Source organism: Luteibacter sp. UNC138MFCol5.1 (assembly GCF_900110505.1).
Lineage (GTDB): Bacteria > Pseudomonadota > Gammaproteobacteria > Xanthomonadales > Rhodanobacteraceae > Luteibacter.
Genome location: NZ_FODZ01000001.1, coordinates 384362 through 409798, shown reverse-complemented (window position 1 = coordinate 409798; position 25437 = coordinate 384362). Strand labels below are relative to the sequence as shown.

Here is a 25437-nt window from a genome sequence, read left to right as displayed (position 1 = left end):
TCAGAAGTCCACCGAGGCCTGGACGAAGAAGGTGCGCGGCTGGCCGACGTAGATGCCGTCGTTGTTGTCCGTCGAGCGCGTGAAATAGCGTTTGTCGGCGAGGTTCTTCACGCCGAGACCGAGGCGGAGGTTCGAGTATGCGGGCCCGAACGCGTATTCCGCCCGCGCGTTCCACGTCGTCCAGCCGGGGATGTCACCGAGATCGCCCTCGGGCGAGGGCTCCGTGACGTACGCGGTCGGGTTCGCGGGATCGAAGCTGGGCGAGCCTGGCGAATGCTGGCGCGACTGCGAGAAGGCATCGAGGTTGAACGTCCACTGCGCGATGCCGTAGCGCAGACCGAGGTTCGCGGTACGGCGGGAGTAGAACGGCAGGTCCTTGCCGGCGAACGAGCCGTGCTTGTAGAAGGCGTGCGTGTACGTCGCGGTGCCCCACAGCGTGAGGCCCTCGAGCGCGTCGCTGAAAGCGCCGAAGTCGACGTGCGCGGCGGATTCGATGCCCTTGTGCGTCGTGGCACCGAGGCTCGTCCAGCCTTCATAGGAATCGGGCACGTTCGGCAGGCGGCCCACGAGCTGGAGCTCGTGATCGAAGTTGATGCGGAACAGCGAGACTTCGCCGCCCCATGCCTTCGTGTCGTAGCGCGTGCCGATCTCGTACGTGCGCGCCGTCTCCGGTTTCAGTCCCGCCGCGAAGCGGTTGTTCGAATCCTTCTGGCCGATCTGGAAGTACTGGAGCGAGCCGAACGAGGTTTCGGCGTTCGCGTAGAGCTTCCACGCGTCGTCGAGGTGATAGATCACGTTGAGCGACGGCAACGGCTTCGAGTAATCCTTCTGGCGCGACGTCGGCCCACGCACGATCACCGTGCCGCCCGGATGCGCCTGCCACTCGCTGTCGATGCGTTCGTAGCGGATGCCGGGCGTGATCGTCCAGTTGCCGGCGTTGATCGTGTCGTCGAGATAGAACGCGTGCGCCTCGTTGCTACCGGTGTTATCTCCGGAGAGCACGTATGAGCCGCCGTAGGGGAAGCTGTCGTAGGGCGTGTACGGCAGGTTCGAGACGTAGCGGTTGTTGCGCAGCGTGCGCTCGTGCATCGCCTCGCTCGTGTACCGGTAGCCGACGCCGATCTCGTGCGTGACCTGGCCCCAGTCGAACAGCTGCGAATAGCGCGGCTCGATCGCGAACACGTGGTAGTTGCGCGGATAGGCGATCAGCTGGTGGGCATACGTACCGTTGGCGTTCGCCGTGATCGTCTCGATGTGGCTGCCGCGGAAGCTGTCGGAATAGTACGTCTGCACCTCGAAGCTGCGGCGATCGTCGACGTGGCTGTACTTCAGCACGTAGTCGGTGCGACGACCGTGGAAATCGTCGAACGGGCGGCGCGACTGGAACGGGTCGGCGTCGTAATCCGCCTGGTTCAGGCCGCCCGGCATCCCCGCCTGGCCGTCGTAGTGGTGGATGCTGCCGGTGAGTGTGTCGTCGTTCGTGATCGCGTACTTCGCCTTGAGCATGAGGTCGTCGATGCTCTCGTTGTCTTCGCGCTCGCGGAAGCCGGGGCCGTGCAGGCCGTTGTACAGCAGCGCCACGCCGAGACCGTTCGCCGTGGTGCCGCCGACGAGGACGTTCGAATTCGTCCGGATGCCGCCGTGCTCGCCGCCCTGGAACTGCACGCCCGCGCTGCCGCCGAAGTCCCGCGGGATGTCGCGCGTGACGAAGTTGATGATGCCGCCGACGTTCTGCGGCCCGTAGCGCACGGAACCGCCGCCACGCACGACGTCCACCGCCTGCAGGTTGCCCAGGCCCACCGGCGCCATCGAGACCTGCGGCTGGCCGTACGGTGCGACGGCGAGCGGAACGCCGTCCAGCAGGATCGTCGAGCGAGGGGAGAGTCGCGCGGTCAGGCCGCGCACGCCGACGTTCAGCGAGACGTCGCTGCCGCCCGTGCCATTGCTCTCCTGCACCTGCACGCCCGGAATCCGGCGCAGCGCGTCGCGGAGGTTGATCGCCCCGGCCTCGCGCAGTTGCTCGCGACGGACCACGGTGCGCGCGCCGGGATGGTTTTCGACGACGTTCCGCGAGGCCTCGCCCAGCCAGTCGCCGACGACCTTCATGCCCTCCAGCTCGGTGGCGGGCGGCGGGGCGGCGTCCTGGGCCCGTGCGTGGGCGGCGGCGAGGACGCCGGCCAGCGCGAAGGCGAGGGCGGTGGGGCGGAACGGCATGAACGCGGCCTTTGCTCGGGCGAAAAACGGCCATCGTAAGTGCGAATGATTCTCAGAGCAATTACATGAGCGGTTTCATTCGTAATCGTCGGGAGCGACACGCTTGATCGTCCCGTCACACCGGTTCGACCCACGCGGCGGAACCATCGGAGCGACCTCATCCTCAGGAGCCGCGATGAAAACCCGACGTGTCTACAGCACGCCCGACCTCGCCAGCGCCCGTGCGGCCATGGCCGCCGCGCGGCAGGCCGGCGTTCCCGACGAGGACCTGTCGCTCATCGCCCGGTCGGACATCGAACTCGACCGCATCCCGGAGAAGGACAAGGACGAACATACGGACTTCAAGCCGGCCGCCGTGCGCGGGCTGGCCGAGGGCGGCGTCACGGGTCTGCTGGCCGGACTGGTGGCCATGGCGATCCCGCCGCTGGGCGTGACGATCGCGGGCGCGTTCGCGGTGGGCGCCGCTGGTGCGCTGGTGGGCGGATGGACGGCCGCGCTGATGGGCGCCTCGTCGCCCGATCCCGTGCGGCAGAAGTTCGAGGAAACGATCGAGTCGGGCCGCATCCTGCTGGTGGTCGATGCCGACGGCGAGGCGGAAGATCGGGCCGACAGGGCGGTCGTCGCGACCGGCGCCGTGCCGATGCCGTTCGAGCAGCCGACGGCGCTTTCCTGAGTCCCGTCGAGAACGGGCCCGCTGCCGCGGGATCGCCGATGCGATCGGCTCCCACCCTTCGGTAGGGGCGGCGGCAAAGGTATCGGCTAGCGCCTCAGAGCTCGATGATCCCCCGCCGGAGCGCGATCGCCACCGCGTGCGTCCGGTCGTTGGCCTGGAGCTTGGCCAGGATGCTCTTCATGTGCGCCTTGACGGTCTCCTCGGCGATGCCGAGGGCCCCGGCGACATCCCGGTTGGCCTCGCCGCGGGCCACGTGGGTGAGCACCTGGGTCTCGCGCGGGGTCAGCTCGTCGTCCTCGGCGTGGCCCGCCATCTCCTGCGCGATTTCCTCCGGAATGCGGCGCTTGCCTTCCATCATCTGGTGGATGGTCGCCAGCATGTCCTTGCGCAGCTCGCTCTTGAGCAGGTAACCCTGCGCGCCCGCGCGGAACGCGCGCAGGGCCTGCACGTCGCCACGGTAAGTGGTCAGCACCAGGATCCGCGCCTCCGGAAACTCCGAGCGGATCGCTTCGATGGCCGCGATGCCACCCATGCCGGGCATCTGCAGGTCCATCAGGGTCAGGTCGGGGAGATGCTCGCGGTAGCGTTCGATGGCTTCCTCGCCCGTGCTGGCCTCGGCGACGAGCTCCAGCCCGTCATGGCCCTCGAGTACCGCCGCGATGCCCTCGCGGAGGAGGGGATGGTCATCGACGGTCAGGATTCGTATGGGCGCCATGGTTCACAGTCGGGAAACTCGAAAGGGACGAGTATCGCGCAATCTTTCGGCGACAAGCGTGTAAGGACGTACCCTCCAACCGTTGCGAGCATCGTGATCATGGCGACGAAACGCAGCAAGGCCGGCGCTCCAGCGTCGGGACGCATCCGCACCGGCATGGGCGGATGGGTATTTCCCGCCTGGCGCGGCCCGTTCTATCCCGAGGGCCTGGTGCAGAAGCGGGAGCTCGAATACGCGAGCACGCATGTACGTGCCATCGAGATCAACGGCACCTATTACCGCGCGCCCGACGCCGCCACGTACGCCCGATGGGCCGCTCAGACGCCGGAGGGGTTCGTCTTCTCGGTGAAGGCGCCGCGGCACATCGTGCAGACGAAATCGCTCGCCGCCACCGGCACGCGCATCGCGGCCTTCCTCGACGGCGCCGTCGCCCTCGGCGACCGGCTGGGCCCGTTGCTCTGGCAGTTCCTGCCGACGCGGCGCTTCGATCCGGACGACGTCGCCGCCTTCCTCGATCTGCTGCCGGAGAAGCACGGCGGCCTGCGCCTGCGCCATGCGGTGGAGGTGCGGCACGAGAGTTTCCTCGATCCACGCTGGGTGGCGCTCGCGCGCGAGCGCGGCGTCGCCACCGTCTTTACCGACTCGGAGGACTACCCGTCGATGGCGGACATCACGGGCCCCTTCATCTACGCCCGCCTCATGCGGAGCGTCGCCGACCGGGCGACCGGTTACACACCGAAGGCGCTACGCACGTGGGCGGATCATGCCGCGACATGGGCGGCGGGCGGCGATCCGGAGGCGCTGCCGCACGTGGCCGCCATCGAGGCTCCGTCGGCACCGCGCGACGTCTTCGTGTTCTTCATCGCCGCGGCGAAGGTCCGCAATCCCTCGGCCGCGGTCGCACTGCGTAGACTTACCGACGGCGCATAATCGCAGCCTTTCCTTCCACGGATGCCCCATGGACCGTCTCATCCAGAACACCCTGATCGATCTTTTCGCCGAGCATGGCGTCGCCCTCGAGCCCGACGAGGACTGGCTGCTTACGGAAGGCGAGGACTATCCCGCCGTGCGCGGCATCTGGCACGAAGGCAAGGACGGCGGCATGGGCCGCCTCGACATCGACATCGTGCTGGACGAGGAGCGCACCATCGAGGAAAGCTTCGGCGGCATCGGCCAGGGCAAGGCGGGCTGCCGCGACGCGCTGGAAAGCTTCGCGCGCAACGATTTCCACGTCGTGCTCGCCGCCTGCTGGAACGTGGTGAACGGCAAGAAGCTCGCCGTGCGCGAGCTGAGCGCCGGCACGCAGCGCTTCACGGTGTTCGTCGGCGACTTCACGCTGCGCGGCGAGAAGGATGCACCCATGGAGATTCCCGAAGACGGACTCTCGGCCCTCGAAGCCGCGATCGCCACGGCACCGCTCACGCTCGACGTGCACTGGATCCGGGTGTTCTACGGCAACGTGGGCAACGGCAAGACGCAGATCGAAGTGCTCCTCGACAACGAACCCTGGGCCGCCGGCCACAAGGCCATCGCATCGGTCGACTGGCCACAGCACGAGCGCTACTACAGCCTGCGCAACTTCATCGCGCTGGTGCCGGCGGACTGATCCGATGCGGGAGCGCACCTGGGCGCGACATCGTTCGAGGCCGTGACCTGGAGCTTTTGGGGACCGGGGCGAAAAGCTGTCGCGGCCGGGTCCGCTCCCACAACGGCCTGCGGGACCAACTTTGAGGCCGTGACCGGGAGCTTCTGGGGACCGGGGCGAAACGCTGTCGCGGCCGGGTCCGCTCCCACAACGGCCTGCGGGACCAGCTTTGAGGCCGTGACCGGGAGCTTCTGGGGACCGGGGCGAAACGCTGCCGCGGCCCTCCGGGACCAGCTTCGAGACAGTTGTGGGAGCGCACCTGGGCGCGACATGTTTTGAGGCCGTGACCTGGAGCTGGCGCGCGAGCCCTCCCATCGCGGCGAAAAGATGTCGCGCGCAGGGCGCGCTCCTACGGCGGCGGCCAGTCTTCGGGCTTGAGGATCGCGAAGAGGCCCTCGCGTCGTGTGCGCCGGCCAAGGCGCAGCACCTCGGCGTCGCGCGAGAACAACAGCGCGGCGCCCGCGTCGGCCGCGAGTTCGAGGAACTTCTGGTCGTCCGGATCGCGGCAACGCGGTAGCGACGTGCGCGTGGCGCCGGCTGGCAACGCCGTCACCAGCGCATCGAAACGCGCTATCGACGAAGCGATCCGCGCGTCGTCGAGCTTCAGCGCCGGGTAACGCAGCACGGCCAGCCATTCCGCGCGGCAATCGTCGCGCGTGACGGCTTCCAGTTCACCCGAGGACAGCGCGGCGACCAATCGCGCCACGCGCGGGTCGTCGAAGACGAACGCGTCGAGGCAGACGTTCGTGTCGAGGACGACCCGCACTCGGGATCAGGCCGCCGCGCGCGCGGCCAGCTGCGCGTGCTGCTCCGCCACGATCGTGTACGAGCGCTTGCGCGCCTCGTGGTCGTAGATCTGCGCCGTGATGATCAGCTCGTCGGCGCCGGTGCGCTGGATGAACGCGGCGAGGCCTTCGCGCACGGTGTCCGGCGAACCCACGACGGCGCAGGAGAGCGCATGGTCGACCTGCGCCTTCTCCATCGGGGTCCACACACCGTCCATCGTGTTGACCGGCGGCGGGAGCTGGCCCGGCGCACCGCGACGCAGGTTCCAGAACGCCTGCTGTTGCGAGGTGAACAGGCGGCGCGCTTCCTCGTCCGTATCCGCCGCGACCACGTTGATGCCGAGCATGGCGTACGGCTTGTCCAGCGTTTCCGACGGACGGAACATCGTGCGATAGACCTCGAGGGCCTTCATCATCAGGTCAGGCGCGAAGTGCGACGCGAAGGCGAACGGCAGGCCCAGCTCCGCCGCGAGGCGCGCGCTGAAAAGGCTCGAGCCGAGCAACCAGATCGGCACGTTCGTACCCATGCCCGGCACGGCCCGCACGGTCTGGCCGGGCTGCTGCGGGCCGAGGAAGAACTGCAGCTCCTGCACGTCCTCCGGGAAACGGTCGTCGCTGGGGCCGAGCGCACGGCGCAGCGCACGTGCGGTGCCCTGGTCGGTACCGGGCGCGCGCCCGAGGCCGAGGTCGATGCGGCCCGGGTAGAGCGAGGCGAGCGTGCCGAACTGCTCCGCGATCACCAGCGGCGCGTGGTTGGGCAGCATGATGCCGCCGGAGCCGACGCGGATCGTCTTCGTCGCCTCGGCCACGTAGCCGATCACGATCGACGTCGCGGCGCTGGCGATGCCGGTCATGTTGTGGTGTTCGGCCAGCCAGTAACGATGGAAGCCCAGCCCCTCGGCGTGGATGGCGAGATCGCGCGAATTGCGCAGGGCGTCGCCGGGCGTGGCGCCGCGGATCACGGGGGACAGGTCGAGCACGGAGAAGGGGATCATCCGGAAGGCACCTCGAGAAAGGGGGCGGCGGACGGTCCGCCAATCCCTCCCACATGGGCGCGGGGGATGGCTTTGCAACCCATAAAGTCGGCTCCGGGAAACAATCCGTTCCCGGAAGCGATGCGCCACGGCGGGGGACGGAAGAGGAAAATACACCCATCCACTCATCCAGTCCGGTAATCCCGGGGGAGCACGACATGATCGACGTCCGTCGTTTCGACAGCCTCGGTGGCGCCAACCACGGTTGGCTCGACGCCAAGCATCACTTCTCCTTCGCCTCGTACCACGACCCGAAGCGCATGGGCTGGGGCGCGCTCCGCGTCTGGAACGATGACACCATCGCCCCGGGCACCGGCTTTCCTCCGCACCCGCATTCGGACATGGAGATCATCACGTACGTTCGCGAAGGCGCGATCACCCACGAGGACAGCCTCGGCAACAAGGGGCGCACCGAAGCGGGCGACGTGCAGGTGATGAGCGCCGGCACCGGCATCCGCCATGCCGAGTACAACGCCGAGCCGGAGACGACCCGGATCTTCCAGATCTGGATCATCCCCGACCGCGAGCGCAAGGCGCCGTCGTGGGGCACCCGCCCCTTCCCGAAGGGCGAGCGCTCGGGCCAGTTCGTCACCCTGGCCAGCGGTAGCGAAGCCGACACCGACGCCCTGCCGATCCGCACCGATGCGCGCGTGCTCGGCGCCACGGTGAAGGCCGGCGAGACGGTCGAGTACACCGTCGGCAAGGGCCGCCACGTCTACATGGTGCCGGCCACGGGCACGGTCGAGGTCAACGGCGTGCAGCTGAACGCACGTGACGGCGCGGCGATCCGCGACGAGGACGTGCTGCGCATCACCGCGTCGAACGACGCGGAACTGGTGCTCGTCGACGCCGCCGCGTAAGCCGACCGAAGGGTATGCTGTGGGTCATGACGACCCACGGCATGCTTCATCTCGACAACCCGATCCTCGACACCGATAGCTACAAGGCCAGCCACTGGCTGCAGTATCCGCCCGGAACCGACGCCACTTTCTTCTACGTGGAATCGCGTGGCGGCACGTACGAAAGCACGGTGTTCTTCGGCCTCCAGGCCATCCTGAAGTCCCGCCTCGGCCGCCGCGTCACGCACGCGGACGTCGACGAAGCGCGCGACTTCTTCGCCGCCCACGGCGAACCCTTCAACGAAGACGGCTGGCGCCACATCGTCGACACGCACGGCGGCCGCCTTCCCGTGCGAGTGCGCGCGGTACCGGAAGGCAGCGTCGTGCCGACGCACCAGGCGCTGGTGACCGTCGAATCCACCGATCCGGCGGCGTACTGGCTGCCGTCCTACCTGGAAACGCTGCTGCTACGTCTGTGGTATCCCGTCACGGTAACGACGACCAGCTGGCAGGCGCGGCGGACGATCCTGCACTACCTCGAACGGACGTCCGACGACGCCGCAGCGCAGATTCCTTTCAAACTGCACGACTTCGGCGCGCGCGGCGTGTCGAGCGCGGAATCCGCCGGGCTCGGCGGCATGGCGCACCTGGTCAACTTCCTCGGCACCGATACCGTGTCGGGCGTGCTGGCCGCCCGCGCCTACTACGGCGAGCCGATGGCGGGCTTCTCCATTCCCGCCGCCGAGCACAGCACGATCACCAGCTGGGGACGCGACCACGAGGTCGACGCGTACAGGAACATGCTGCGGCGTTTCGCGAAGCCGGGTTCGCTCGTCGCCGTGGTGTCGGACAGCTACGACATCTACCACGCGATTCGCGAGCTCTGGGGCAAGGCGTTGCGCGACGAGGTGATCGCCTCCGGTGCGACGGTCGTCGTGCGTCCGGATTCGGGCGACCCGGTCGAGGTGGTGCACCGCTGCGTGAGCCTGCTCGACGAGGCCTTCGGCAGCACGGTGAACGGCAGGGGCTTCCGCGTCCTCAACCACGTCCGCGTCATCCAGGGCGACGGCGTGAATCCCGAGAGCATCCGCGCGATCCTCGAGCGCATCGTTGGCGCGGGCTATTCGGCCGACAACCTCGCGTTCGGCATGGGCGGCGCGCTGCTGCAGAAGCTGACGCGCGACACGCAGAAGTTCGCACTGAAGTGTTCGGCGGCGCGCGTGGACGGCGCATGGCGCGACGTGTGGAAGGATCCCGTCACGGACCAGGGGAAGATGTCCAAGCGCGGCCGGATGACTCTGCTGCGCCACCGCGAATACGGCACGTACCGCACCGCCGCGTTACCCGGCGACGCCGTCTCGCTTCCGCCCGATGCGCTCGAGCACGGCTGGGAGGAGGTCATGCAGACGGTGTGGGAGAACGGCGAACTGCTGCGCGATTGGTCGTTCGCCGAGGTACGCGAGAGGGCCGCCGCGGGGCGCTGACACCGGCGGCGCCGTCGGACCTCGTCGACCGGGGACGTGGATACCGGCGTACGCCGGTATGACGGGACCTGCGACACGTCGGAGCGGGCGCGGGGCGCCGACAAAGGGCGGGGCGGTCGGACCTCGTGGACCGGGGCCGGCGTGCGCCGTTATGACGGAGACCAGCGTCACCCCGGCGCACGCCGGGGTCCACGGCGAGGCGGCCGGTTTTCGCTAGCGCGCCTGGGCGTTGCGCTTCATCAGTCCGTGCGTGAACAGGTATGCCGCCGTCTGGTAGTACGTCACGGCGTCGTCCGCGTCCTGCTGATCCTTGTGCTCGACCGGCACCGCGTCGCCCGACTGCAGCGTCGGCACCATCTGCTTCACGGGCTGGCGCGGAATCAGCGACGTCAGCCGGTCGCCGTGCAGGTAACCGAGCTCCTGGTAGGTGCTCAGGAACGCGCGCTCGCGGCCGGGCTCGAGCCGAAAGAGGTCGTAGCCATAGAACCGCGACGTATAGCTGAAGCCGAGCATGCCCAGCAGCGTCGGCGGAATGTCGATCTGGCTCATCAGGCGATCGACACGTCCCGGGGCGACGTGCTTCGGCGAGTAGATGTACAGCGGGATGTGATATCGGTCGACGGGCAGGCTGGTCTTGCCCGCGCTCGTCGCGCAATGGTCCGCCGTGATGACGAAGATGGTGTCGTCGAACCACGGCTTCGTCGCCGCGCGGCGGAGGAAATCGCCGAGCGCCCAGTCGGTGTACTTGACCGCCGCGCGACGCGAGCCCTGCGGCAGGTCGACGCGTCCCTGCGGGAACGTGAACGGGCGGTGGTTCGACGTCGTCATGACGTGTCCGAAATACGGCTTGCCGGCCGCGTACGCGTCGTCCATGCGCTTCATGACCAGCGTGAACAGGTCCTCGTCCGCCACGCCCCAGACGTTCTCGGCGTGGATGTCCTTGTCGGCGATGGCGTCGCGATCCACGGCGTTATAGCCGTTGCTCGCGAAGAAGTGGTTCATGTTGTCGAAGTAACCGTAGCCACCGTACAGGAACTCGGACGTGTAGCCCTTCTCGTTGAAGACGTCCGCGAGCGACCAGAGGTTCTCGTTGTTCGGCCGCTTCACGATCGACTCGCCCGGCGTCGGCGGCACGGACAGCGCCAGCGCCTCGAGGCCGCGCACGGTGCGCGTGCCGTTGGCGTAGAGCTGGCTGAAGAACAGGCTCTTCGACGCGAGCGCGTCGAGATTCGGCATCAGGTGCTTGTGCTTGCTGACATCGAGACCTTCCACGTAGTCGCCCGACAGGCTTTCCACGCTGATGAGGACGACGTTGAGCTTCTTCTCCGGACGATTCGCCACGATGGTTCGCGTGATGTCCTGCGGATCGTCGGTGGTGAACGTCGCGTCCGGCGTCTTCAGCAGGCGGCGAAGGTTCGCGAACGCGTCCTTGTCCGGTAGCGTCGGATAGTACTTGGCGTAGTCGAGCTCGTTTTCGCGGAAGGCCGCGAAGAACTCGTAGATGCCGTTGCCGGCGAGCTCGTTCACGTACTGGTTCGACGAGCGATCCTTCATCTGCCCGTCGACCGCGAAGCTCACCGCGACGGTCAGCAGCAACCACACGCCGACCACGGCGCCGCGCTGGAGGAACCGGGACCCTTCGTCGCGCACCACGAGCACGCGACGGCTGCCGACCATGACGGCGACGGTCGCCAGCAGCAGCAGCGCCGACCAGGTGCCGATCGGGTACGACTCGCGAATGTTGCCGATGACCTCGTGCGTGTAGACGAGATAGTCCACGGCGATGAAGTTGAAGCGCGCGCTGAACTCGTTCCAGAACACCAGCTCGGCCGCGCCCAGGTAGAGGGTGGCGAAAGCGAGCACGGCGCACAGCCCGACGACCGCCCGGCGGCCCCAGCGCGAGGACCACGCCCGGCGCGGCACGAGCCACGTCACCAGGAGGAGGGGCCAGGCGACGTAGACGAACGTCACCAGGTCGTAGCCGAAGCCGGCGACGAACGCGTACAGCCACTCGAGCGGCGCGCCCGGGAGCTCGTGGCGGGATCGCAGTGTAAGAACGAGGCGGACGAGAAAGGCGACGGCAAGGAACAGGACGCCGAACCACACGAGCGGCCGGAACCTCTGGCGCAGGGTCTGAACGGAGGTCGGGGGCGCGCGCATGCTGCTTCTCGGATCGTGACGGCCCAACGGGACCAGTTTCCGGGCAGGGTAGGCGCAGGGGCTTACGACTCCCTTTCCTCATCCTTAGCCGAAGCTTTGGTCGGCTATCCGATTCATGGCCATCCGCGGTCGGCCGTCGCAAGAAAACGTGATCTGCCGCGTTTACCGTCTCTGTGGCAACCTACACGACCTTACGAGACGACCTACCGGAGCCACGGCGCACGTGGAGCAAGAAACCATGGCGGAGCTCCCGTCGACCGATCAGCCTCTCGCCAGGCGTGCCCTCCATCTGACCCTGCTCCGTCGCGCGGGTGGACCGCTGCTCTCGGTCGCGCTGCTGTGCCTGGCCCTTTGGGCCCTGCATGCGATGGCCAGCGAGGTGACGTACCGGCAGATCGCCGGGTATATGCATGCGCTGCCCAACACCGACATCGCGCTGGCGATCCTGCTGACGGCGGCCGGGTACGGGGTCATGACGCTGTACGACTGGTTCGGGCTGGCCAGCATCGGCAAGCGGCTGCCGGCGAAGCGGGTGGGGCTGATCTCCTTCATCAGCTACGCGTTCTCCAACGCGCTGGGCATGTCGCTGCTGGTCTCCGGCTCGATCCGCTACCGCTTCTACGTGCAGGCGGGCCTGACGACCGGCGAGGTGGCGCGGGTCGTGCTGTACACCACGCTGAGCTTCTGGCTCGGGCTGGCGGCCCTCACCGGCGTGACGCTGCTCGCCGTGCCGATCCCTCCCGAGGTGCCGCTCTCCGGTTGGCGGATTCCGCTGGCGATCGTCCTCGTGCTGGTGCCCCTGGCCTGGTTCGCCATCGCGGTGGCGGTGCGCCGGCCCCTGCGCGTGTGGCGCTTCTCGGTAGAAGCGCCGACCCCGGTCGTCGCGGCGCGGCAGATCCTGATCGGCGCGCTCGACTGGGGCCTCGCGGCGGGCGTGCTCTACGTGCTGATGCCCGAAGCGATCGCGGGCGGCTTCGGCCATTTCCTGGCGATCTTCGTCCTGGCGCAGATGGCCGGACTGATCAGCCATGTACCCGGAGGCCTGGGAGTCTTCGAAGCCGTGATGCTGGCCGGCTTCGGTGCCACCGGCAACCACGGGCTCGAGGCCCCGATCCTCGGCTCGCTGGCCGCCTACCGCCTCGTGTATTACCTCCTGCCACTGTGCACCGCGACCGTCATGGTGATCTGGCGCGAGGTGCGCGCCCTGCGGCATACCTCGCTGATCACGCCGTGGTTCAGCAGCCTGCTTCCGCCGTTCTTCGCCGGGCTCACCCTCGTGTCAGGCGCCGTGCTCCTGTTCTCCGGCGCCACGCTGGCGATCCCGGGGCGCATGGAAATCCTCCGCGGCTTCGTGCCGTTGCCGCTGGTGGAGGTCTCGCATTTCCTGTCCAGCGTCGTGGGCATGCTCCTGCTCATCCTCGCGCGCGGCCTGCAGCGCCGGCTCGACGCGGCGTACGTGCTCACGCTCGTGCTGTTGATCCTCGGCGCCATCCTCTCGCTGCTCAAGGGCATCGATTACGAGGAAGCGACCCTGCTGACCCTGCTCGCGCTGGCCCTCGCGCCAGCCCACCGGCACTTCTACCGGCGCGCGTCGCTGTTCCGCGCGTCGTTCTCGCCCGGCTGGGTGCTCGCGATCGGCGCGGTGCTGGCCTGCTCCACCTGGCTGGTGTTCTTCAGCTTCAAGCACGTCGAATACAGCAACAACCTGTGGTGGGAGTTCAGCTTCCGCCATGGCGGCGCGCCGCGCGCGCTGCGGGCGTTGGTCGGCGCGACCGCGGTCGTGATGCTCGTCGCGCTGGCCAACCTGATCCGGCCGGCGCGTGCGCGCCGCTCGCGTCCCGGCGACGCCGAACTCGTGCGCGCGCTGCCGCTGGTCAAGGGTTTCGATTCGGCCCAGGCGCACCTCGCGCTCGTCGGCGACAAGATGCTGATGTTCGCGCCGGACGACCGCGCCTTCATCATGTACGACATCGAAGGCCGCAGCTGGGTGGCGATGGGCGACCCCGTCGGCACCGACGAGGACGTTCGCCGCGAGCTGGTCTGGACGTTCCGCGAGGAATGCGAGCGCGCCGGTGGCTGGCCGCTGTTCTACCAGGTGCGCCCGCGCGATCTCGACCTCTACCTCGACGTCGGCATGAGCCTGCTCAAGATCGGCGAGGAGGCGCGCGTGCGACTCGAGTCGTTCAACCTCGACGGCAAGTCGAAGAAGACCCTGCGCGGCACGGTGAACAAGCTGGCGCGCGACGGCCTGCGCATGGAGATCGTGCCGGTCGACGGCGTGCCAGCGTTGCTGCCGCGCCTGAAGGTCATCTCCGATGCGTGGATGCGCGACAAGAAGGTGCGCGAGAAGCGTTTCTCCCTCGGCCTGTTCGACGAGCGTTACCTCGCGCGCACTCCGATGGCGGTGGTCTGGCAGGGCGAGGAGCCCGTCGCGTTCGCCAACGTGTTCGTGACGGACACGAAGGAGGAAGCCTCGGTCGACCTCATGCGCCACCTGCCCGACGGCCCGTCCGGCATCATGGACTTCCTGTTCATCGAACTGATGGTCTGGGCGAAGGCCGAGGGCTATCGCTGGTTCAACCTCGGCATGGCGCCGTTGTCGGGCCTGCAGAACCGGCGCACCGCGCCGCTGTGGAGCCGCTTCGGCGCCATGGTGTTCGGACGCGGCGAGCGCTTCTACAATTTCCGCGGATTGCAGCGCTACAAGGACAAGTTCGATCCCGAGTGGGAGCCGCGCTACATCGCGGTGCCCGGCGGCATCGCGCTTCCCCTCGCGCTGGCCAACGTCGCCAGCCTGATCTCCGGCGGGCTGGGTGGCGTCGTCCGCCGATGAAGAGACGCATGAAGAAAACGATCCGCTATTCCCTGCTCGGCCTGCTCGCCCTGGGCGTGCTCGCGCTGCTCGCCTGGCATCCGTGGACGCATGCGTCGATGGAGAAATCCACCGTCGAGCTGCCCGCGCTCACGACGGCGCCGGCCGGACAGGAAGACCTGCTCGTCGTCATCTACTCGGGCGACGGCGGCTGGTGGGACCTCGACCAGCGCCTGGGTGCGGTGTTCACCTCGCGCGGCATTCCCGTGGCCGGTGTCAGCACGTTCAAGTACTTCTGGCGATACCGGTCGCCGGAGGAATCGGCGCACGATCTCGACGGCCTGCTCGATCGCTACACGGCGCTTTGGAAGAAGAAACGCGTGCTGCTGATCGGCTATTCGTTCGGCGCCGACGTGCTGCCGACCATCGTGGGGAAACTCCGTCCCGACAACCGCGCGCGCCTGAGCCAGCTCGTGCTGCTCTCCGCGAGCCGCGACGTGAACTTCGAGATCGAACTCGAAGGCTACATGCAGCAGGGCTGGTGGACCACCCACACGCACAATTTCCTGCAGTGGCTCAATCCGGTCGTGCACACCGATGCGATGCCGCCGATCGCCGCGCTGGGCGGACACCCGCCAATGGCCTGCTATTACGGCGCCGAGGATGCGGACGACAGCGGCTGCACCGATCCGAAGCTGCCATCGTTCGTCACGGTCTACCGGAAGCCCGGCTCCCACCATTTCGACGAGAACTACGAAGCGTTGGCGACCGAGCTCATCCAGCGCATGCCCGCGCAACCGGCGGCCGCGTCGACATCGCCTTAACGGACGATCGCCGTTCCGGCGCGTGAAGGCCTGTCACACAACGTTCACCGGTCTGCCACCGAAAATTTCGCCTTTTGCGACCAACCTGATCGCCCGGGGTGGAGCGCGCGATGGAGAAATGAACGATGCAACGCGAACCAGGCAAACGGGATTACGGGTCGTCCGACGGTGCGAGCCTGCGTAGTCTCGCCAGTCGGGGCATGAGCATTCCGCAGCGGACCGCGCCGAAGCCGCCGGCGACTCGCCCTGAAAGGCCGCGCCCGGAGCGGCGTAGGGACGAGCAGAAAAGCCGTGAATCCCGCGCCCTGGCGTAAAACCCGGCCTTCGCCTACACAGGCGAAGGCAAATCGGCACTAATTTTAAGAATTCTCCTATATCCGCCGCCGGCCGACCTACGCAACATTACGGTCACGCCGCGCCGGCGACATCGGCGTGGCAACACATCGCCGATGACCGATCCGACGGCAGGACGCCGTCCGTCCCTAGCGCAAGGATCGATCCCCCCTTCATCGGCGGTAACGCCGCGTCGGCTTCGCCGGGCCGCGTTCGGGTGGCCGAGGCCGCCAGACCAAGGGACGGTCGCCATGGCCCTCCGCGTGAGCGCGAGGGCCATGCTTTTCTGGCGTATCCTCGCGCCATGGGCTGTCTTCCCATTCCCCTGATCGCGCTCATCGGTTTCGCCATCGGTTATTTCATCGATGGGCGGACCGGCTCGGTCTGGGGCGGCGGTATCGGCCTGATCGTCGGGCTCGCGCTGGCCGTCATCCTGCTGCGCGCCATGCGCCGCGCGAACCGGCGCTAGCTCTTCCTGCCGAAGAACATCGAGACGCCGAGCCCGGCGATGAACGAGGGCCCATGGCCCGCCACCCGGTGCAGGGCGTACGCGTCCAGCTGCAGGTGGTCGCCGATGGCATAGGCCAGCCCGCCGCCCGCCTGCAGCTCGTTGCCCTCGTCCGCGTCATGGATCGCGTCGGCCTCGATGTACGCCATCCATTGATCGCCGAACTTGCGGCCGAAGGTCGGCGCGAGGGTCCATGTGTTGCGCCCCTTCAGGTGGTCGACGTTCGCGTAGAGCGTGTTCTGGTGGTCATCGTCAGGCTTCCACTGCATCGTGCTGCCGAGGCTGACCTCGCGCGCGCCGTTGCCGAAGTCCTCGTCGCCGTTGTCGAACGTCACGTTGCCGAGCGCCGCCCAGCTGAACGAGCCCGCGTCGCCCGATCCCGGGGATGCCCATTTGAGACCCACGCTGGTGTCGCCGTGTCCCGTGGCATGTCGCCGCGAGCCCATCCCGCGTTCTTCGAGGCGGTTCCATGCCTGTCCCGCGACCTGCAACTCGACCGGCCCGCCCAGACCGAGGCGGATGACGCTGTCGGCCGTGTACGTGCAATCCAGGAAGCCGTCGCTTCGCTCCCGCTCGTACGTCGGCAGCCCCTGTTCGAGCGCCAGCGTGCCCGCGGGCAGCACGGTGGTGGCGAAGCCGGCCCCCGGCCGGTCGAAATCGGGCGGATCGGCGAAGGCAGGCGTCGAAAGGACGGCGAGGGCGAGGGCGGCGAGGAGAGGGCGTGGCGTCATGCGGCGATTGTGGCAAGCGCGACCGTCGCGACCGCGTCACGACGAACGGGGGACCGAGGCAGCCAGGCCGGCACCTGTGGGAGCGCACCTGGGCGCGACATGTTTTGGGGCCGTGCCCCGGAGCTGGCGCGCCACCTTGGAGACCGCGGCGAAGAGCTGTCGCGGCCAGGTCCGCTCCCACCATCGCACCTGTGGGAGCGCACCTGGGCGCGACATGTTTTGGGGCCGTGCCCCGGAGCTGGCGCGCCACCTTGGGGACCGGGGCGAAAAGCCGTCGCGGCCAGGCCCGCTCCCACAACCGCCTCGGCCCCGCCCTTGTGGGAGCGCACCTGGGCGCGACATGTTTTGGGGCCGTGCCCCGGAGCTGGCGCGCCACCTTGGGGACCGGGGCGAAAGGCTGTCGCGGCCAGGCCCGCTCCCACAACGGCCGCCGGGTCCCACCTGTGGGGCCGTGACCTTGAGCTAGCGCGATCCGGCCTTGAGGACCGGGAAGCTTTCCGACAGGTCGACCTTCGCTTCGCCCGCGAAATCCGCGGCGGAGCGGCCGAGCTTCACGGTGTACGTGCCCGGCGCGACGCGCCAGCGCTTGCCCTTGTCGTCGTAGCGGGCGAGAGCCATGGGTTCCAGCGCGATGTCGACGCGGCGGCTCGCGCCCGGCTTCAGGCTCACCTTGTGCCAGCCGGCGAGGCGGCGCATGCCGCCGTCCGGCGCGGCGACGTAGACCTGCGGCACGTCCGCGCCGGCGGTCTTGCCCGTGTTCTTCACGGTGACGTGCGCGACGACCCGGCCGGCCGCGTCCTTGTCCACGGCGAAATCGCTGTACGCGAACGACGTGTAGGTCAGGCCGTAGCCGAAGGCGAAGAGCGGCTCGCGCCCGGTCTTCTCGAACCAGCGGTAGCCGACGTCGGCACCCTCGATGGTGTAGTCGATGTTGTCCGCCGGCTTTTCCTTCGAGTACAGGCCAGCGGCCTGGATCGTGGGACGCGGCAACTGCGACTCGTCCTTCGGCCAGCTCACCGGGAGGCGCCCCGACGGTGCGGTTTCGCCATAGAGGAGCCGCGCGATGCCTTCGCCACCTCCCGATCCCGGATACCAGGCCTGCAGCACGGCGCCGACGCCCTGAAGCCAGGGCATCTTCACCGCGCCATTGGTTTCCAGCACGACGACGACCTTCGGGTTCGCCTTCGCGACGGCGGTGACCAGCGCGTCCTGCCCATCCGGCAGCGACATGTCCGGCGCGTCGTACGACTCGGCGGCCCACTTCGTGACGAAGACGACGGCGACATCGGCGGCCGCGGCGGCTTTCGCGGCGGCGGCGGGATCGGTGCCCGGATCGAAGGTCACCTTGCCACCCAGCTTCTGCATGAAGGCGAGCGGCGCGGACGCGTGATAGCGGACCGGGCCCGGCCAGCCGGTCGGTTCGAGCCCGGGCACCGGATCGCCGCCCTCGTCGGTGACCGTGGACGAGCCGCCGCCGGCCAGCACGCCCTTGTCCGCGTGGCCACCGATCACCACGACCGACTGACCCTTGCGCGCCAGCGGCAGCAGCGAGCCTTCGTTGCGCAGGAGGACCGCGCCGGCTTCCAGCGCGTCCCGGGCGACGATGCGATCGGCCGCGTACGGCACCGGCGTGACCGGCTTCGTGGGAATGGGATCGTCGATGACGCCGTGGGCGATGAGGCTGCGCAGGATGCGGCGGGCCATGTCGTCGAGGCGCGCCTTCGGCACCTCGCCCGACGCCACGGCGGCGCGCAACGGCTTGTCGAAGTAAACCTCCTTGTCGAACACCTCGCCGGCGGATTCCTGGTCGAGTCCGGCCAGCGCGGCCTTGGCGCCGCTGTGGACGCCGCCCCAGTCGGACATCACGAAGCCCTTGAAGCCCCACTCCTTCTTGAGCACGTCGGTGAGCAGCCAGGCATCCTCGCCGGCGTAGACGCCATTGACGCGGTTATAGGCCGACATGACCGAGCCCGGGTCGCCGTGCGCGATGGCGATCTGGAAGGCGAGCAGGTCCGACTCGCGCAGCGCGACGGGATCGATGTCCGCGCTGTGCGTGTTGCGGCCGGTTTCCAGGTCGTTGATGGCGAAGTGCTTCACCGTCGCGACGATCCGTTGCTCCTGGATGCCCTTCACCGCCGCGCCGACGATGGTGCCCGCGAGGATCGGATCCTCGCCCGCGTATTCGAAGTTGCGGCCATTGCGCGGATCGCGTACCAGGTTCACGCCGCCGGACAGGAGCACGCCGTAGCCCTTGCCACGAGCCTCGCCGCCGATCATGCGGCCGCCCGCGTGGGCGACCGCCGGATCGAAGCTCGCGGCGGTCGCGAGGCCGGCCGGCAGCGAGATCGCGCCCTTGCCGTCGATGCCCGGCTTGTTCACGCCGAGTCCCGCGTCCGTTTCATTGATCGCGGCCAGGCCGATACGGGGCAGGGCGGGTACGTAGCCGGCGCCACCGACGGCGCCTTCGGGGACGCCGTGCTTGTCGCTGGCCAGACCGAAATCGGAACGGATCAGGCGGAATTTCTCATCGTCGGTCATCGCGGAGACGAGCAGTTCCGCGCGGCGATCGGGGCCCAGCGAGCGATCCATCCACGGTTTGTCCGCGGGCGCGGCGGCGTGGGCGGAACCGGCGAGGCCCGCGGCGAGGGCGACGGCGAGGGTGGTGCGGCGGGTGAACTCGGACATGGGGCACGGTCGATCGGCGAGGAAGGGCCAACCATCGCCAAGTAACGGCTTTATCGCAACCCGCGAGACGCCGTCGCGGTACGCTCGACGCTTGCCATCGAGGCCCCCGGACCCCACTTAAGTGATTCAATGAATTCACAAAAGTCGATGACCCTCAGCGCCTTTCATCCTGCCGTCGCCGCGTGGTTCGGCGAGGCGTTCCCGGAGCCCACGCCCGCGCAGGTGGCCGCGTGGCCGGCGATCCGTTCGGGCAGGCATACGCTCGTCGCCGCGCCCACCGGCTCGGGCAAGACGCTCACCGCGTTCCTCTCCGCGATCGACACCCTCGTGCGCGAGGGCGTCGAGCAAGGCGGCCTGCGCGATCGCACCACGATCCTCTACGTCTCGCCGCTGAAGGCGCTGTCGAACGACATCCGCATCAACCTCGAGGCGCCGCTGGCCGGCATCCGCGAGGCGCTCCGCGCGCGCGGCCTGCCCGACCTCGAGATCCGCACCGCCGTGCGCACCGGCGATACGCCGTCGTCCGACCGCGAGAAGATGAAGCGTCGCCCGCCGCACATCCTCGTCACCACGCCGGAGTCGCTCTACGTGCTGCTCGGTTCGGACTCGGGGCGCGCCATGTTGCGCGACGTGCGCGAGGTGATCGTCGACGAGATCCATGCCGTGGCGGCGAGCAAGCGCGGCAGCCACCTCGCCGTGTCCCTCGAACGCCTGGAGTCGCTCGCGCAGCGCCGCATCACGCGCATCGGTCTTTCCGCGACACAGAAACCGATCGAGAAGGTCGCGGCGTTCCTCACCGGCGGCGAGCGCGAGGACTGCGCCATCGTCGACATCGGTCACACGCGCAAGCGCGATCTCGCGCTGGAAGTGCCGCCGGTGCCGCTCGAGGCCGTGATGTCGAACGACATGTGGGAGCTGGTCTACAACCGGCTCGGCAACCTCATCGAGCAACACCGCACCACCTTGGTATTCGTCAACACGCGGCGCATGGCCGAACGCGTGTCGCGGCACCTGTCCGAGCGCCTGGGCAAGGAGGCCGTCACCGCGCACCACGGCAGCCTGTCGCGCGAGCAGCGCCTCGACGCCGAGCAGCGGCTCAAGCGCGGCGAACTGCGCGCGCTCGTGGCCACGGCGTCACTGGAACTGGGCATCGACATCGGCGATGTCGACCTCGTCTGCCAGATCGCCTCGCCGCGATCGATCGCGGCGTTCCTGCAGCGCGCCGGCCGCGCGGGCCACGCCGTGGGCGGAACGCCGAAGGCGCGCCTGTTCCCGACCTCGCGCGACGACCTCGTGGAATGCGCCGCGCTGCTCGACTGCGTGCGCCGCGGCGAGCTCGACGCGCTGATCATGCCGGACGAGCCGCTCGACGTGCTCGCGCAGCAGATCGTGGCGGAGGTCGCCTGCCAGGAGTGGGAGGAAGATGCGCTGTACGACCTGATCCGCCGCGCCTACCCCTTCCGCGCGCTGACGCGCGAGCGCTTCGACGAAACCGTGCGGATGCTGTCGGAAGGCTTCACCACGCGCATCGGGCCACGCGGCTCGTACATTCACCGCGACGCGGTGAACGGCCGCCTGCGCGAGCGTCGCGGCGCACGGCTCACCGCCGTCACGTCGGGCGGCACCATTCCCGACACCGGCGATTACAACGTGCTGCTCGAACCCCAGTCGACGATCGTCGGCACGGTGAACGAGGATTTCGCGGTGGAGAGCCTCGCCGGCGACGTCTTCCAGCTCGGCAATCGCTCCTACCGGATCATGCGGGTGGAGGCGGGCAGGCTGCGCGTGGAAGACGCGCAGGGCGCGCCACCGAACATTCCCTTCTGGCTGGGCGAGGCACCCGGACGCACCGACGAGCTGTCGCTCGGCGTGTCGCGCCTGCGCGGCGAGATCGCCGCGGCGTTCGACGCGGATGGCCGCGACGGCGCCTTCCGCTGGCTCACCGGCGAGCTGGCCCTGCCGAAAGCGGCCGCCGAACAGATCGTCGACTACCTGTTCCGCGCACGCGCGGCGCTGGGCGCGTTGCCGACCCGCGACACGCTCGTGATGGAGCGCTTCTTCGACGAGTCCGGCGGCACGCAGCTGATCATCCACACGCCGTTCGGCAGCCGCATCAACCGCGCATGGGGCCTGGCCTTGCGCAAGCGCTTCTGCCGCAAGTTCAATTTCGAACTGCAGGCGGCCGCGACCGAAGACGCCATCGTGCTGTCGCTGTCCACCAGTCACAGTTTCCCGCTGGAGGAGGTCGCGCGCTACCTGCATTCGAATTCCGCGGAGCATGTGCTTATCCAGGCGTTGCTCGACGCACCGCTGTTCGGCGTCCGCTGGCGCTGGAACGCGACGACCGCCCTCGCGCTGCCGCGCTTCACGGGTGGCCGCAAGGTCGCGCCGCAGCTGCAGCGCATGAAGAGCGAGGATCTCCTCGCCACCGTGTTCCCGGATCAGGTCGCGTGCGCGGAAAACCTCGTGGGCGAACGCGAGGTGCCGGACCATCCGCTGGTGAAGCAGACGCTGGACGACTGCCTGCACGAGGCGATGGACAGCGAAGGCCTGCTCGAGATCCTGCGTGGGCTCGAGTCCGGTCGCATCGCGATGGTCGCGCGCGACCTCGCCACTCCGTCGCCGCTCGCGGCCGAAGTGCTGAGCGCCGCGCCGTATGCGTTCCTCGACGACGCGCCACTGGAAGAGCGGCGCACGCAGGCGGTGCAGTCGCGCCGCTGGAACGAGGCCGAGACGGCCGACGACCTCGGCCGCCTCGATGCCGAGGCCATCGACGCGGTGCGTCTCGAGGCGTGGCCGGAGGCGCGTAGCGCGGACGAGATGCACGAGGCCCTCGTACAGCTGGGCGCGATCACCCAGGACGAGGTACGCGAGAACGCCGGATGGGCGAAGCTGCTCACGGCGCTGGCGAAGGACGCGCGGGCCACGTCGCTGACGCACGGTGACCATGCGCTCTGGGTCGCTGCGGAACGCTTGCCGGCGTGGCAGGCGATGGTTTCCGTCGCCGCGATGTCGCCGGCGATCGCGGCACCGGCCAGCTACGCGGCGCAGGCCTGGACGCCGGAATCGGCGCTCATCGACATCGTACGCGGGCGCCTCGGCGGTCTCGGTCCGGTGCCGGCGAATGCGCTCGCCGCGTCGCTGGGCATGCCATTGCCCGATGTCGAGCTCGCCCTCGGTTCGCTCGAATCCGAGGGCTATGTCATGCGCGGGCCGTTCTCGCCCGGCGTCACCGACGTCGAATGGTGCGAACGTCACCTGCTCGCGCGCATCCACCGTTACACGATCGGGCGCCTGCGTCGCGAGATCGAGCCGGTGGCGCCGCGCGACTTCTATCGCTTCCTGCTCGACTGGCAGCACGTCACCCGTGCCACGCAGGTCACCGGCCCGGACGCGCTCGCCGGCACGATCGGGCAGCTCGAAGGCTTCGAAGCCGCGGCGGGCGCATGGGAAACCGAGCTGCTACCGTCGCGCGTTTCCGATTACGGCATCGGCTGGCTCGACGATCTGTGTCGGGCGGGCCGCGTCGTCTGGAGCCGCCTGCGCCTGGGCACGGGCAGCGGCGGGCCGGTGCGCTCGACGCCGATCGTACTGCTGCCACGTCGCCAGCTGCCGGTGTGGTCGGCCGCCGCGCCGGCCGCGACCGACGACGTGTCGCTGTCCTCGCGAGCGCAGGCGGTGGCCGATGCGCTGCGCGACGAAGGCGCGCTGTTCTTCGACGAGCTCGCATCGACCACCCGCCTGCTTCGCACGGAGCTCGAGGATGCGCTGGGCGAGCTCGTCGCGGCGGGGCGCGTCACCGCCGACAGCTTCGCGGGCCTGCGCGCCCTGCTGCTGCCGGCATCGAAGCGCAACGGAAGCCGCCATCGGCGCACGCGCCGGCACATGCTCAGCGGCATCGAGGACGCGGGGCGCTGGTCGCTCGCGCGTCGGGCGAGCGAGCAACGCAACGATGCCGATGGGCTGGAACACATCGCGCGGACGCTGCTGCGCCGTTACGGCGTGGTCAGCTGGCGGATCCTGGAGCGGGAGGCGGCATGGCTTCCCGCGTGGCGCGACCTGCGCCGCGTCTACCATCGGCTGGAAGCGCGCGGCGAGATCCGTGGCGGCCGGTTCGTCGATGGCCTCGTCGGCGAGCAGTTCGCGTTGCCCGAGGCGCTCGCGGCGCTACGCCAGATCCGGCACCGGCCGCACGACGGCGAGATCGTCTGCATCGCGGGCACCGACCCGCTCAACCTGATCGGATCGATCCTCGCCGGTTCGGCGAAGGTGCCCGCCGTGATCGGCAACCGGCTGGCGATCCGCGATGGCGTGCCCCTCGCCGCGATGGTGGCAGGCAAGTTCGTCGCGCTCACGCCGCTGGAAGGCGACGACGAGCGCGAGGCACGGGGCGCGCTGCAGCGCAAAGCCGACCTGCGTTCAACGGCGGCGTTGTAGGAGCGCGTCTTTGGGGTTACACCCAAAACATTGGACGCCGGAGTAAAGCGCAAGCGCGCCTACACGTTCTCGACCGCGCGCGCGATGGCATCCCGTGTTGCCGCCAATACCTCGCGGGACAACGCATCGTCGCTCGTGGCGACAGCGCGGGCCACGGCGACGGCACCAATCTGCGCAGCCAGTGCAGCGATGGACACACGCCGCCGCTCATCCGCAGGCAGCGCAGGGTCGAGCGACGCCTCGAACAACGCGATCTCGGCCTGAAACGCGGCGGCGAAGTTCTCGCTCAGCGCAGGCCCGTGCCGCGAAGCCTCGCTCGCGGAGGCCACCATCGGGCACCCCTCGCCGACCCGATCTCGCGCACGCACCGAGAACAGCGCATCGAGGTAATCGGAGAATGTGGGCTCCCTGCCGGCGGCCCAGGCCTCGATGGACGCCATGTTCCCGGCGAAGGCCCGGGAAAACGCTGCGGCCACCAGCGCCTCCTTGGAGGGGAAATGCGCGTAGAGCGCGCCGTGGGTAAGCCCAGCCTCCTTCGCAACTTCGGCCACGCCCACGCCGTCAACGCCTCTCTCCCTGAACAAACGGCTCGCAGCACTGAGCAGAAGGGCCCTATTTTCCTCGGATTTCTGTTTCGAGACGCGCACAGCTCCCTTCCTCACAAACCGGGGCACGTTTTTACATTGCGCCCACCATCAAAATAATTATGATTGTGCTCGCAATCAAAAGCGAGTCCACCGAAGGCGATGCCGTTTTTGGCGGGCTACCCAACCGACCGAGGAGATTAGCTATGTCTGCTGCAACACGCACGGTTCGCGCCATCGCACTGGCCGCCGGCCTTTCCATGGGTTCGTCGGCCGTTACGGCGGCCGAACCCATCCACAACGTCGTGCTGGTCCACGGCGCCTTCGCCGACGGCTCGGGCTGGCGGGCGGTCTACGACCTGCTGGTGCGGAAGGGCTACCACGTCAGCATCGTTCAGGAGCCGGAAACCAGCCTCGAGGCCGATGTGGCCGCGACGCGGCGGGTGATCGATCAACAGGACGGGCCGGTGGTCCTGGTGGGGCATAGCTGGGGCGGGCAGGTGATTACCGACGCCGGTGACGACCCCAAGGTAAAGTCGCTGGTCTACCTGGCCGCCTTGATGCCGGATGTGGGCGAAAGCACCGAGACGCTGGAGACGAAGCCGCAGTTTCCCGCACCGAACAGCGACGTGAAGCTTACTGCGGACGGCTTCTTCTACATGGACCCGGCTAAGTACCACGCGAACTTCGCCGCCGATTCACCGGCCGAACTGGCTACTTTCATGGCCCAGTCGCAGGTGTTTCTCGCACAGAAGGCCTTCAAGACACCGGCTAAGGCGGCGCCGTGGAAAACGAAGCCGACCTGGGCTGTCGTGCCTACCGCCGATAAGACGATCAATCCAGATCTGGAGCGCTGGATGTACAAGCGCGCCAAGGCGAAGGTCACGGAAGTGCCGGGTTCCAGCCACACCGTCTTCCTTTCCCACCCCGACCTCGTCGTCTCGATCATCGAACAGGCCGCGGGCAAGTGACCC

Annotated in this window: 18 protein-coding genes; 10 read left to right on the top strand and 8 right to left on the bottom strand. The window is 68.5% G+C overall.

Annotation, left to right across the window (positions count from 1 at the left end):
- Nucleotides 1-2214: a TonB-dependent receptor family protein gene (locus BMY69_RS01750; RefSeq protein WP_090175118.1), complete on the bottom strand. Its 2214-nt coding sequence runs from the start codon at nt 2212-2214 to the stop codon at nt 1-3.
- Nucleotides 2215-2389: 175 nt separating this feature from the next.
- On the opposite strand from BMY69_RS01750, the gene BMY69_RS01745 reads away from it, so the two are divergent.
- A complete protein-coding gene (locus BMY69_RS01745; RefSeq protein ID WP_090175117.1) occupies nt 2390-2887 on the top strand; it encodes a hypothetical protein in 498 nt (165 codons plus the stop codon).
- Between the two features lie 94 nt (nt 2888-2981).
- On the opposite strand, the gene BMY69_RS01740 is transcribed toward BMY69_RS01745, so the two are convergent.
- Nucleotides 2982-3602 (bottom strand): response regulator, encoded by a 621-nt coding sequence (locus BMY69_RS01740; RefSeq protein WP_090058970.1) that lies wholly within the window; start codon nt 3600-3602, stop codon nt 2982-2984.
- Between the two features lie 99 nt (nt 3603-3701).
- Between BMY69_RS01740 and BMY69_RS01735 the strand changes: the two genes are divergently transcribed.
- Entirely contained in the window at nt 3702-4532 is an 831-nt protein-coding gene (locus BMY69_RS01735; protein WP_090175116.1) for a DUF72 domain-containing protein, read from the top strand.
- A 28-nt stretch (nt 4533-4560) separates the two neighbouring features.
- A complete protein-coding gene (locus BMY69_RS01730) occupies nt 4561-5208 on the top strand; it encodes a DUF6348 family protein (RefSeq protein WP_090058975.1) in 648 nt (215 codons plus the stop codon).
- Between the two features lie 388 nt (nt 5209-5596).
- On the opposite strand, the gene BMY69_RS01725 is transcribed toward BMY69_RS01730, so the two are convergent.
- Together BMY69_RS01725 and BMY69_RS01720 are read right to left on the bottom strand one after the other, a co-directional pair.
- Nucleotides 5597-6013 carry a putative toxin-antitoxin system toxin component, PIN family gene (locus BMY69_RS01725; protein WP_090175115.1) on the bottom strand — a complete coding sequence of 139 codons (417 nt, stop codon included), beginning with the start codon at nt 6011-6013 and terminating at the stop codon, nt 5597-5599.
- A 6-nt stretch (nt 6014-6019) separates the two neighbouring features.
- Entirely contained in the window at nt 6020-7027 is a 1008-nt protein-coding gene (locus BMY69_RS01720) for an LLM class flavin-dependent oxidoreductase (protein WP_090175114.1), read from the bottom strand.
- A gap of 197 nt (nt 7028-7224) precedes the next feature.
- Between BMY69_RS01720 and BMY69_RS01715 the strand changes: the two genes are divergently transcribed.
- Together BMY69_RS01715 and BMY69_RS01710 are read left to right on the top strand one after the other, a co-directional pair.
- The gene (locus BMY69_RS01715) at nt 7225-7926 is read left to right on the top strand and encodes a pirin family protein (RefSeq protein ID WP_090058983.1); all 702 of its coding nucleotides are present in this window, start codon (nt 7225-7227) and stop codon (nt 7924-7926) included.
- Nucleotides 7927-7967: 41 nt separating this feature from the next.
- The gene (locus BMY69_RS01710; protein ID WP_090175555.1) at nt 7968-9389 is read left to right on the top strand and encodes a nicotinate phosphoribosyltransferase; all 1422 of its coding nucleotides are present in this window, start codon (nt 7968-7970) and stop codon (nt 9387-9389) included.
- Between the two features lie 213 nt (nt 9390-9602).
- Here BMY69_RS01710 and BMY69_RS01705 read toward each other — a convergent pair whose 3' ends face one another.
- Nucleotides 9603-11549: an LTA synthase family protein gene (locus BMY69_RS01705; RefSeq protein ID WP_090175113.1), complete on the bottom strand. Its 1947-nt coding sequence runs from the start codon at nt 11547-11549 to the stop codon at nt 9603-9605.
- Between the two features lie 238 nt (nt 11550-11787).
- Here BMY69_RS01705 and mprF point away from each other — a divergent pair, with 238 nt between their 5' ends.
- From mprF to BMY69_RS19480, 3 genes are all read left to right on the top strand, one after another.
- The gene (gene mprF / locus BMY69_RS01700) at nt 11788-14382 is read left to right on the top strand and encodes a bifunctional lysylphosphatidylglycerol flippase/synthetase MprF (RefSeq protein WP_090175112.1); all 2595 of its coding nucleotides are present in this window, start codon (nt 11788-11790) and stop codon (nt 14380-14382) included.
- Nucleotides 14383-14390: 8 nt separating this feature from the next.
- The gene (locus BMY69_RS01695) at nt 14391-15185 is read left to right on the top strand and encodes a virulence factor (RefSeq protein ID WP_255364431.1); all 795 of its coding nucleotides are present in this window, start codon (nt 14391-14393) and stop codon (nt 15183-15185) included.
- Between the two features lie 637 nt (nt 15186-15822).
- On the top strand, nt 15823-15987 hold the full coding sequence (locus BMY69_RS19480) for a hypothetical protein (RefSeq protein WP_177191044.1): 165 nt from the start codon (nt 15823-15825) through the stop codon (nt 15985-15987).
- On the opposite strand, the gene BMY69_RS01690 is transcribed toward BMY69_RS19480, so the two are convergent.
- Both BMY69_RS01690 and BMY69_RS01685 read right to left on the bottom strand, forming a co-directional pair.
- Nucleotides 15984-16757, bottom strand: a complete 774-nt coding sequence (locus BMY69_RS01690) for a transporter (protein WP_090175110.1) — start codon at nt 16755-16757, stop codon at nt 15984-15986. The two genes, BMY69_RS19480 and BMY69_RS01690, sit on opposite strands and share 4 nt — an antisense overlap.
- Before the next feature lie 462 nt (nt 16758-17219).
- Nucleotides 17220-19442: a glycoside hydrolase family 3 C-terminal domain-containing protein gene (locus BMY69_RS01685; RefSeq protein WP_090175109.1), complete on the bottom strand. Its 2223-nt coding sequence runs from the start codon at nt 19440-19442 to the stop codon at nt 17220-17222.
- 147 nt (nt 19443-19589) lie between these two features.
- On the opposite strand from BMY69_RS01685, the gene BMY69_RS01680 reads away from it, so the two are divergent.
- Nucleotides 19590-23879, top strand: a complete 4290-nt coding sequence (locus tag BMY69_RS01680; protein WP_090175108.1) for a DEAD/DEAH box helicase — start codon at nt 19590-19592, stop codon at nt 23877-23879.
- A gap of 59 nt (nt 23880-23938) precedes the next feature.
- Here BMY69_RS01680 and BMY69_RS01675 read toward each other — a convergent pair whose 3' ends face one another.
- A complete protein-coding gene (locus tag BMY69_RS01675) occupies nt 23939-24526 on the bottom strand; it encodes a TetR/AcrR family transcriptional regulator (RefSeq protein WP_090175107.1) in 588 nt (195 codons plus the stop codon).
- 59 nt (nt 24527-24585) lie between these two features.
- Between BMY69_RS01675 and BMY69_RS01670 the strand changes: the two genes are divergently transcribed.
- Nucleotides 24586-25434, top strand: a complete 849-nt coding sequence (locus BMY69_RS01670; RefSeq protein WP_218143105.1) for an alpha/beta fold hydrolase — start codon at nt 24586-24588, stop codon at nt 25432-25434.
- Nucleotides 25435-25437 lie beyond the last annotated feature (3 nt).

Bases quoted from the DNA above. Each gene is read 5' to 3' on its own strand.
- BMY69_RS01750 (WP_090175118.1), bottom strand. From the start codon at position 2,214: ATGCCGTTCCGCCCCACCGCCCTCGCCTTCGCGCTGGCCGGCGTCCTC.
- BMY69_RS01745 (WP_090175117.1), top strand. From the start codon at position 2,390: ATGAAAACCCGACGTGTCTACAGCACGCCCGACCTCGCCAGCGCCCGT.
- BMY69_RS01740 (WP_090058970.1), bottom strand. From the start codon at position 3,602: ATGGCGCCCATACGAATCCTGACCGTCGATGACCATCCCCTCCTCCGC.
- BMY69_RS01735 (WP_090175116.1), top strand. From the start codon at position 3,702: ATGGCGACGAAACGCAGCAAGGCCGGCGCTCCAGCGTCGGGACGCATC.
- BMY69_RS01730 (WP_090058975.1), top strand. From the start codon at position 4,561: ATGGACCGTCTCATCCAGAACACCCTGATCGATCTTTTCGCCGAGCAT.
- BMY69_RS01720 (WP_090175114.1), bottom strand. From the start codon at position 7,027: ATGATCCCCTTCTCCGTGCTCGACCTGTCCCCCGTGATCCGCGGCGCC.
- BMY69_RS01715 (WP_090058983.1), top strand. From the start codon at position 7,225: ATGATCGACGTCCGTCGTTTCGACAGCCTCGGTGGCGCCAACCACGGT.
- BMY69_RS01710 (WP_090175555.1), top strand. From the start codon at position 7,968: ATGCTTCATCTCGACAACCCGATCCTCGACACCGATAGCTACAAGGCC.
- BMY69_RS01705 (WP_090175113.1), bottom strand. From the start codon at position 11,549: ATGCGCGCGCCCCCGACCTCCGTTCAGACCCTGCGCCAGAGGTTCCGG.
- mprF (WP_090175112.1), top strand. From the start codon at position 11,788: ATGGCGGAGCTCCCGTCGACCGATCAGCCTCTCGCCAGGCGTGCCCTC.
- BMY69_RS01695 (WP_255364431.1), top strand. From the start codon at position 14,391: ATGAAGAAAACGATCCGCTATTCCCTGCTCGGCCTGCTCGCCCTGGGC.
- BMY69_RS19480 (WP_177191044.1), top strand. From the start codon at position 15,823: ATGGGCTGTCTTCCCATTCCCCTGATCGCGCTCATCGGTTTCGCCATC.
- BMY69_RS01690 (WP_090175110.1), bottom strand. From the start codon at position 16,757: ATGACGCCACGCCCTCTCCTCGCCGCCCTCGCCCTCGCCGTCCTTTCG.
- BMY69_RS01685 (WP_090175109.1), bottom strand. From the start codon at position 19,442: ATGTCCGAGTTCACCCGCCGCACCACCCTCGCCGTCGCCCTCGCCGCG.
- BMY69_RS01680 (WP_090175108.1), top strand. From the start codon at position 19,590: ATGACCCTCAGCGCCTTTCATCCTGCCGTCGCCGCGTGGTTCGGCGAG.
- BMY69_RS01670 (WP_218143105.1), top strand. From the start codon at position 24,586: ATGATTGTGCTCGCAATCAAAAGCGAGTCCACCGAAGGCGATGCCGTT.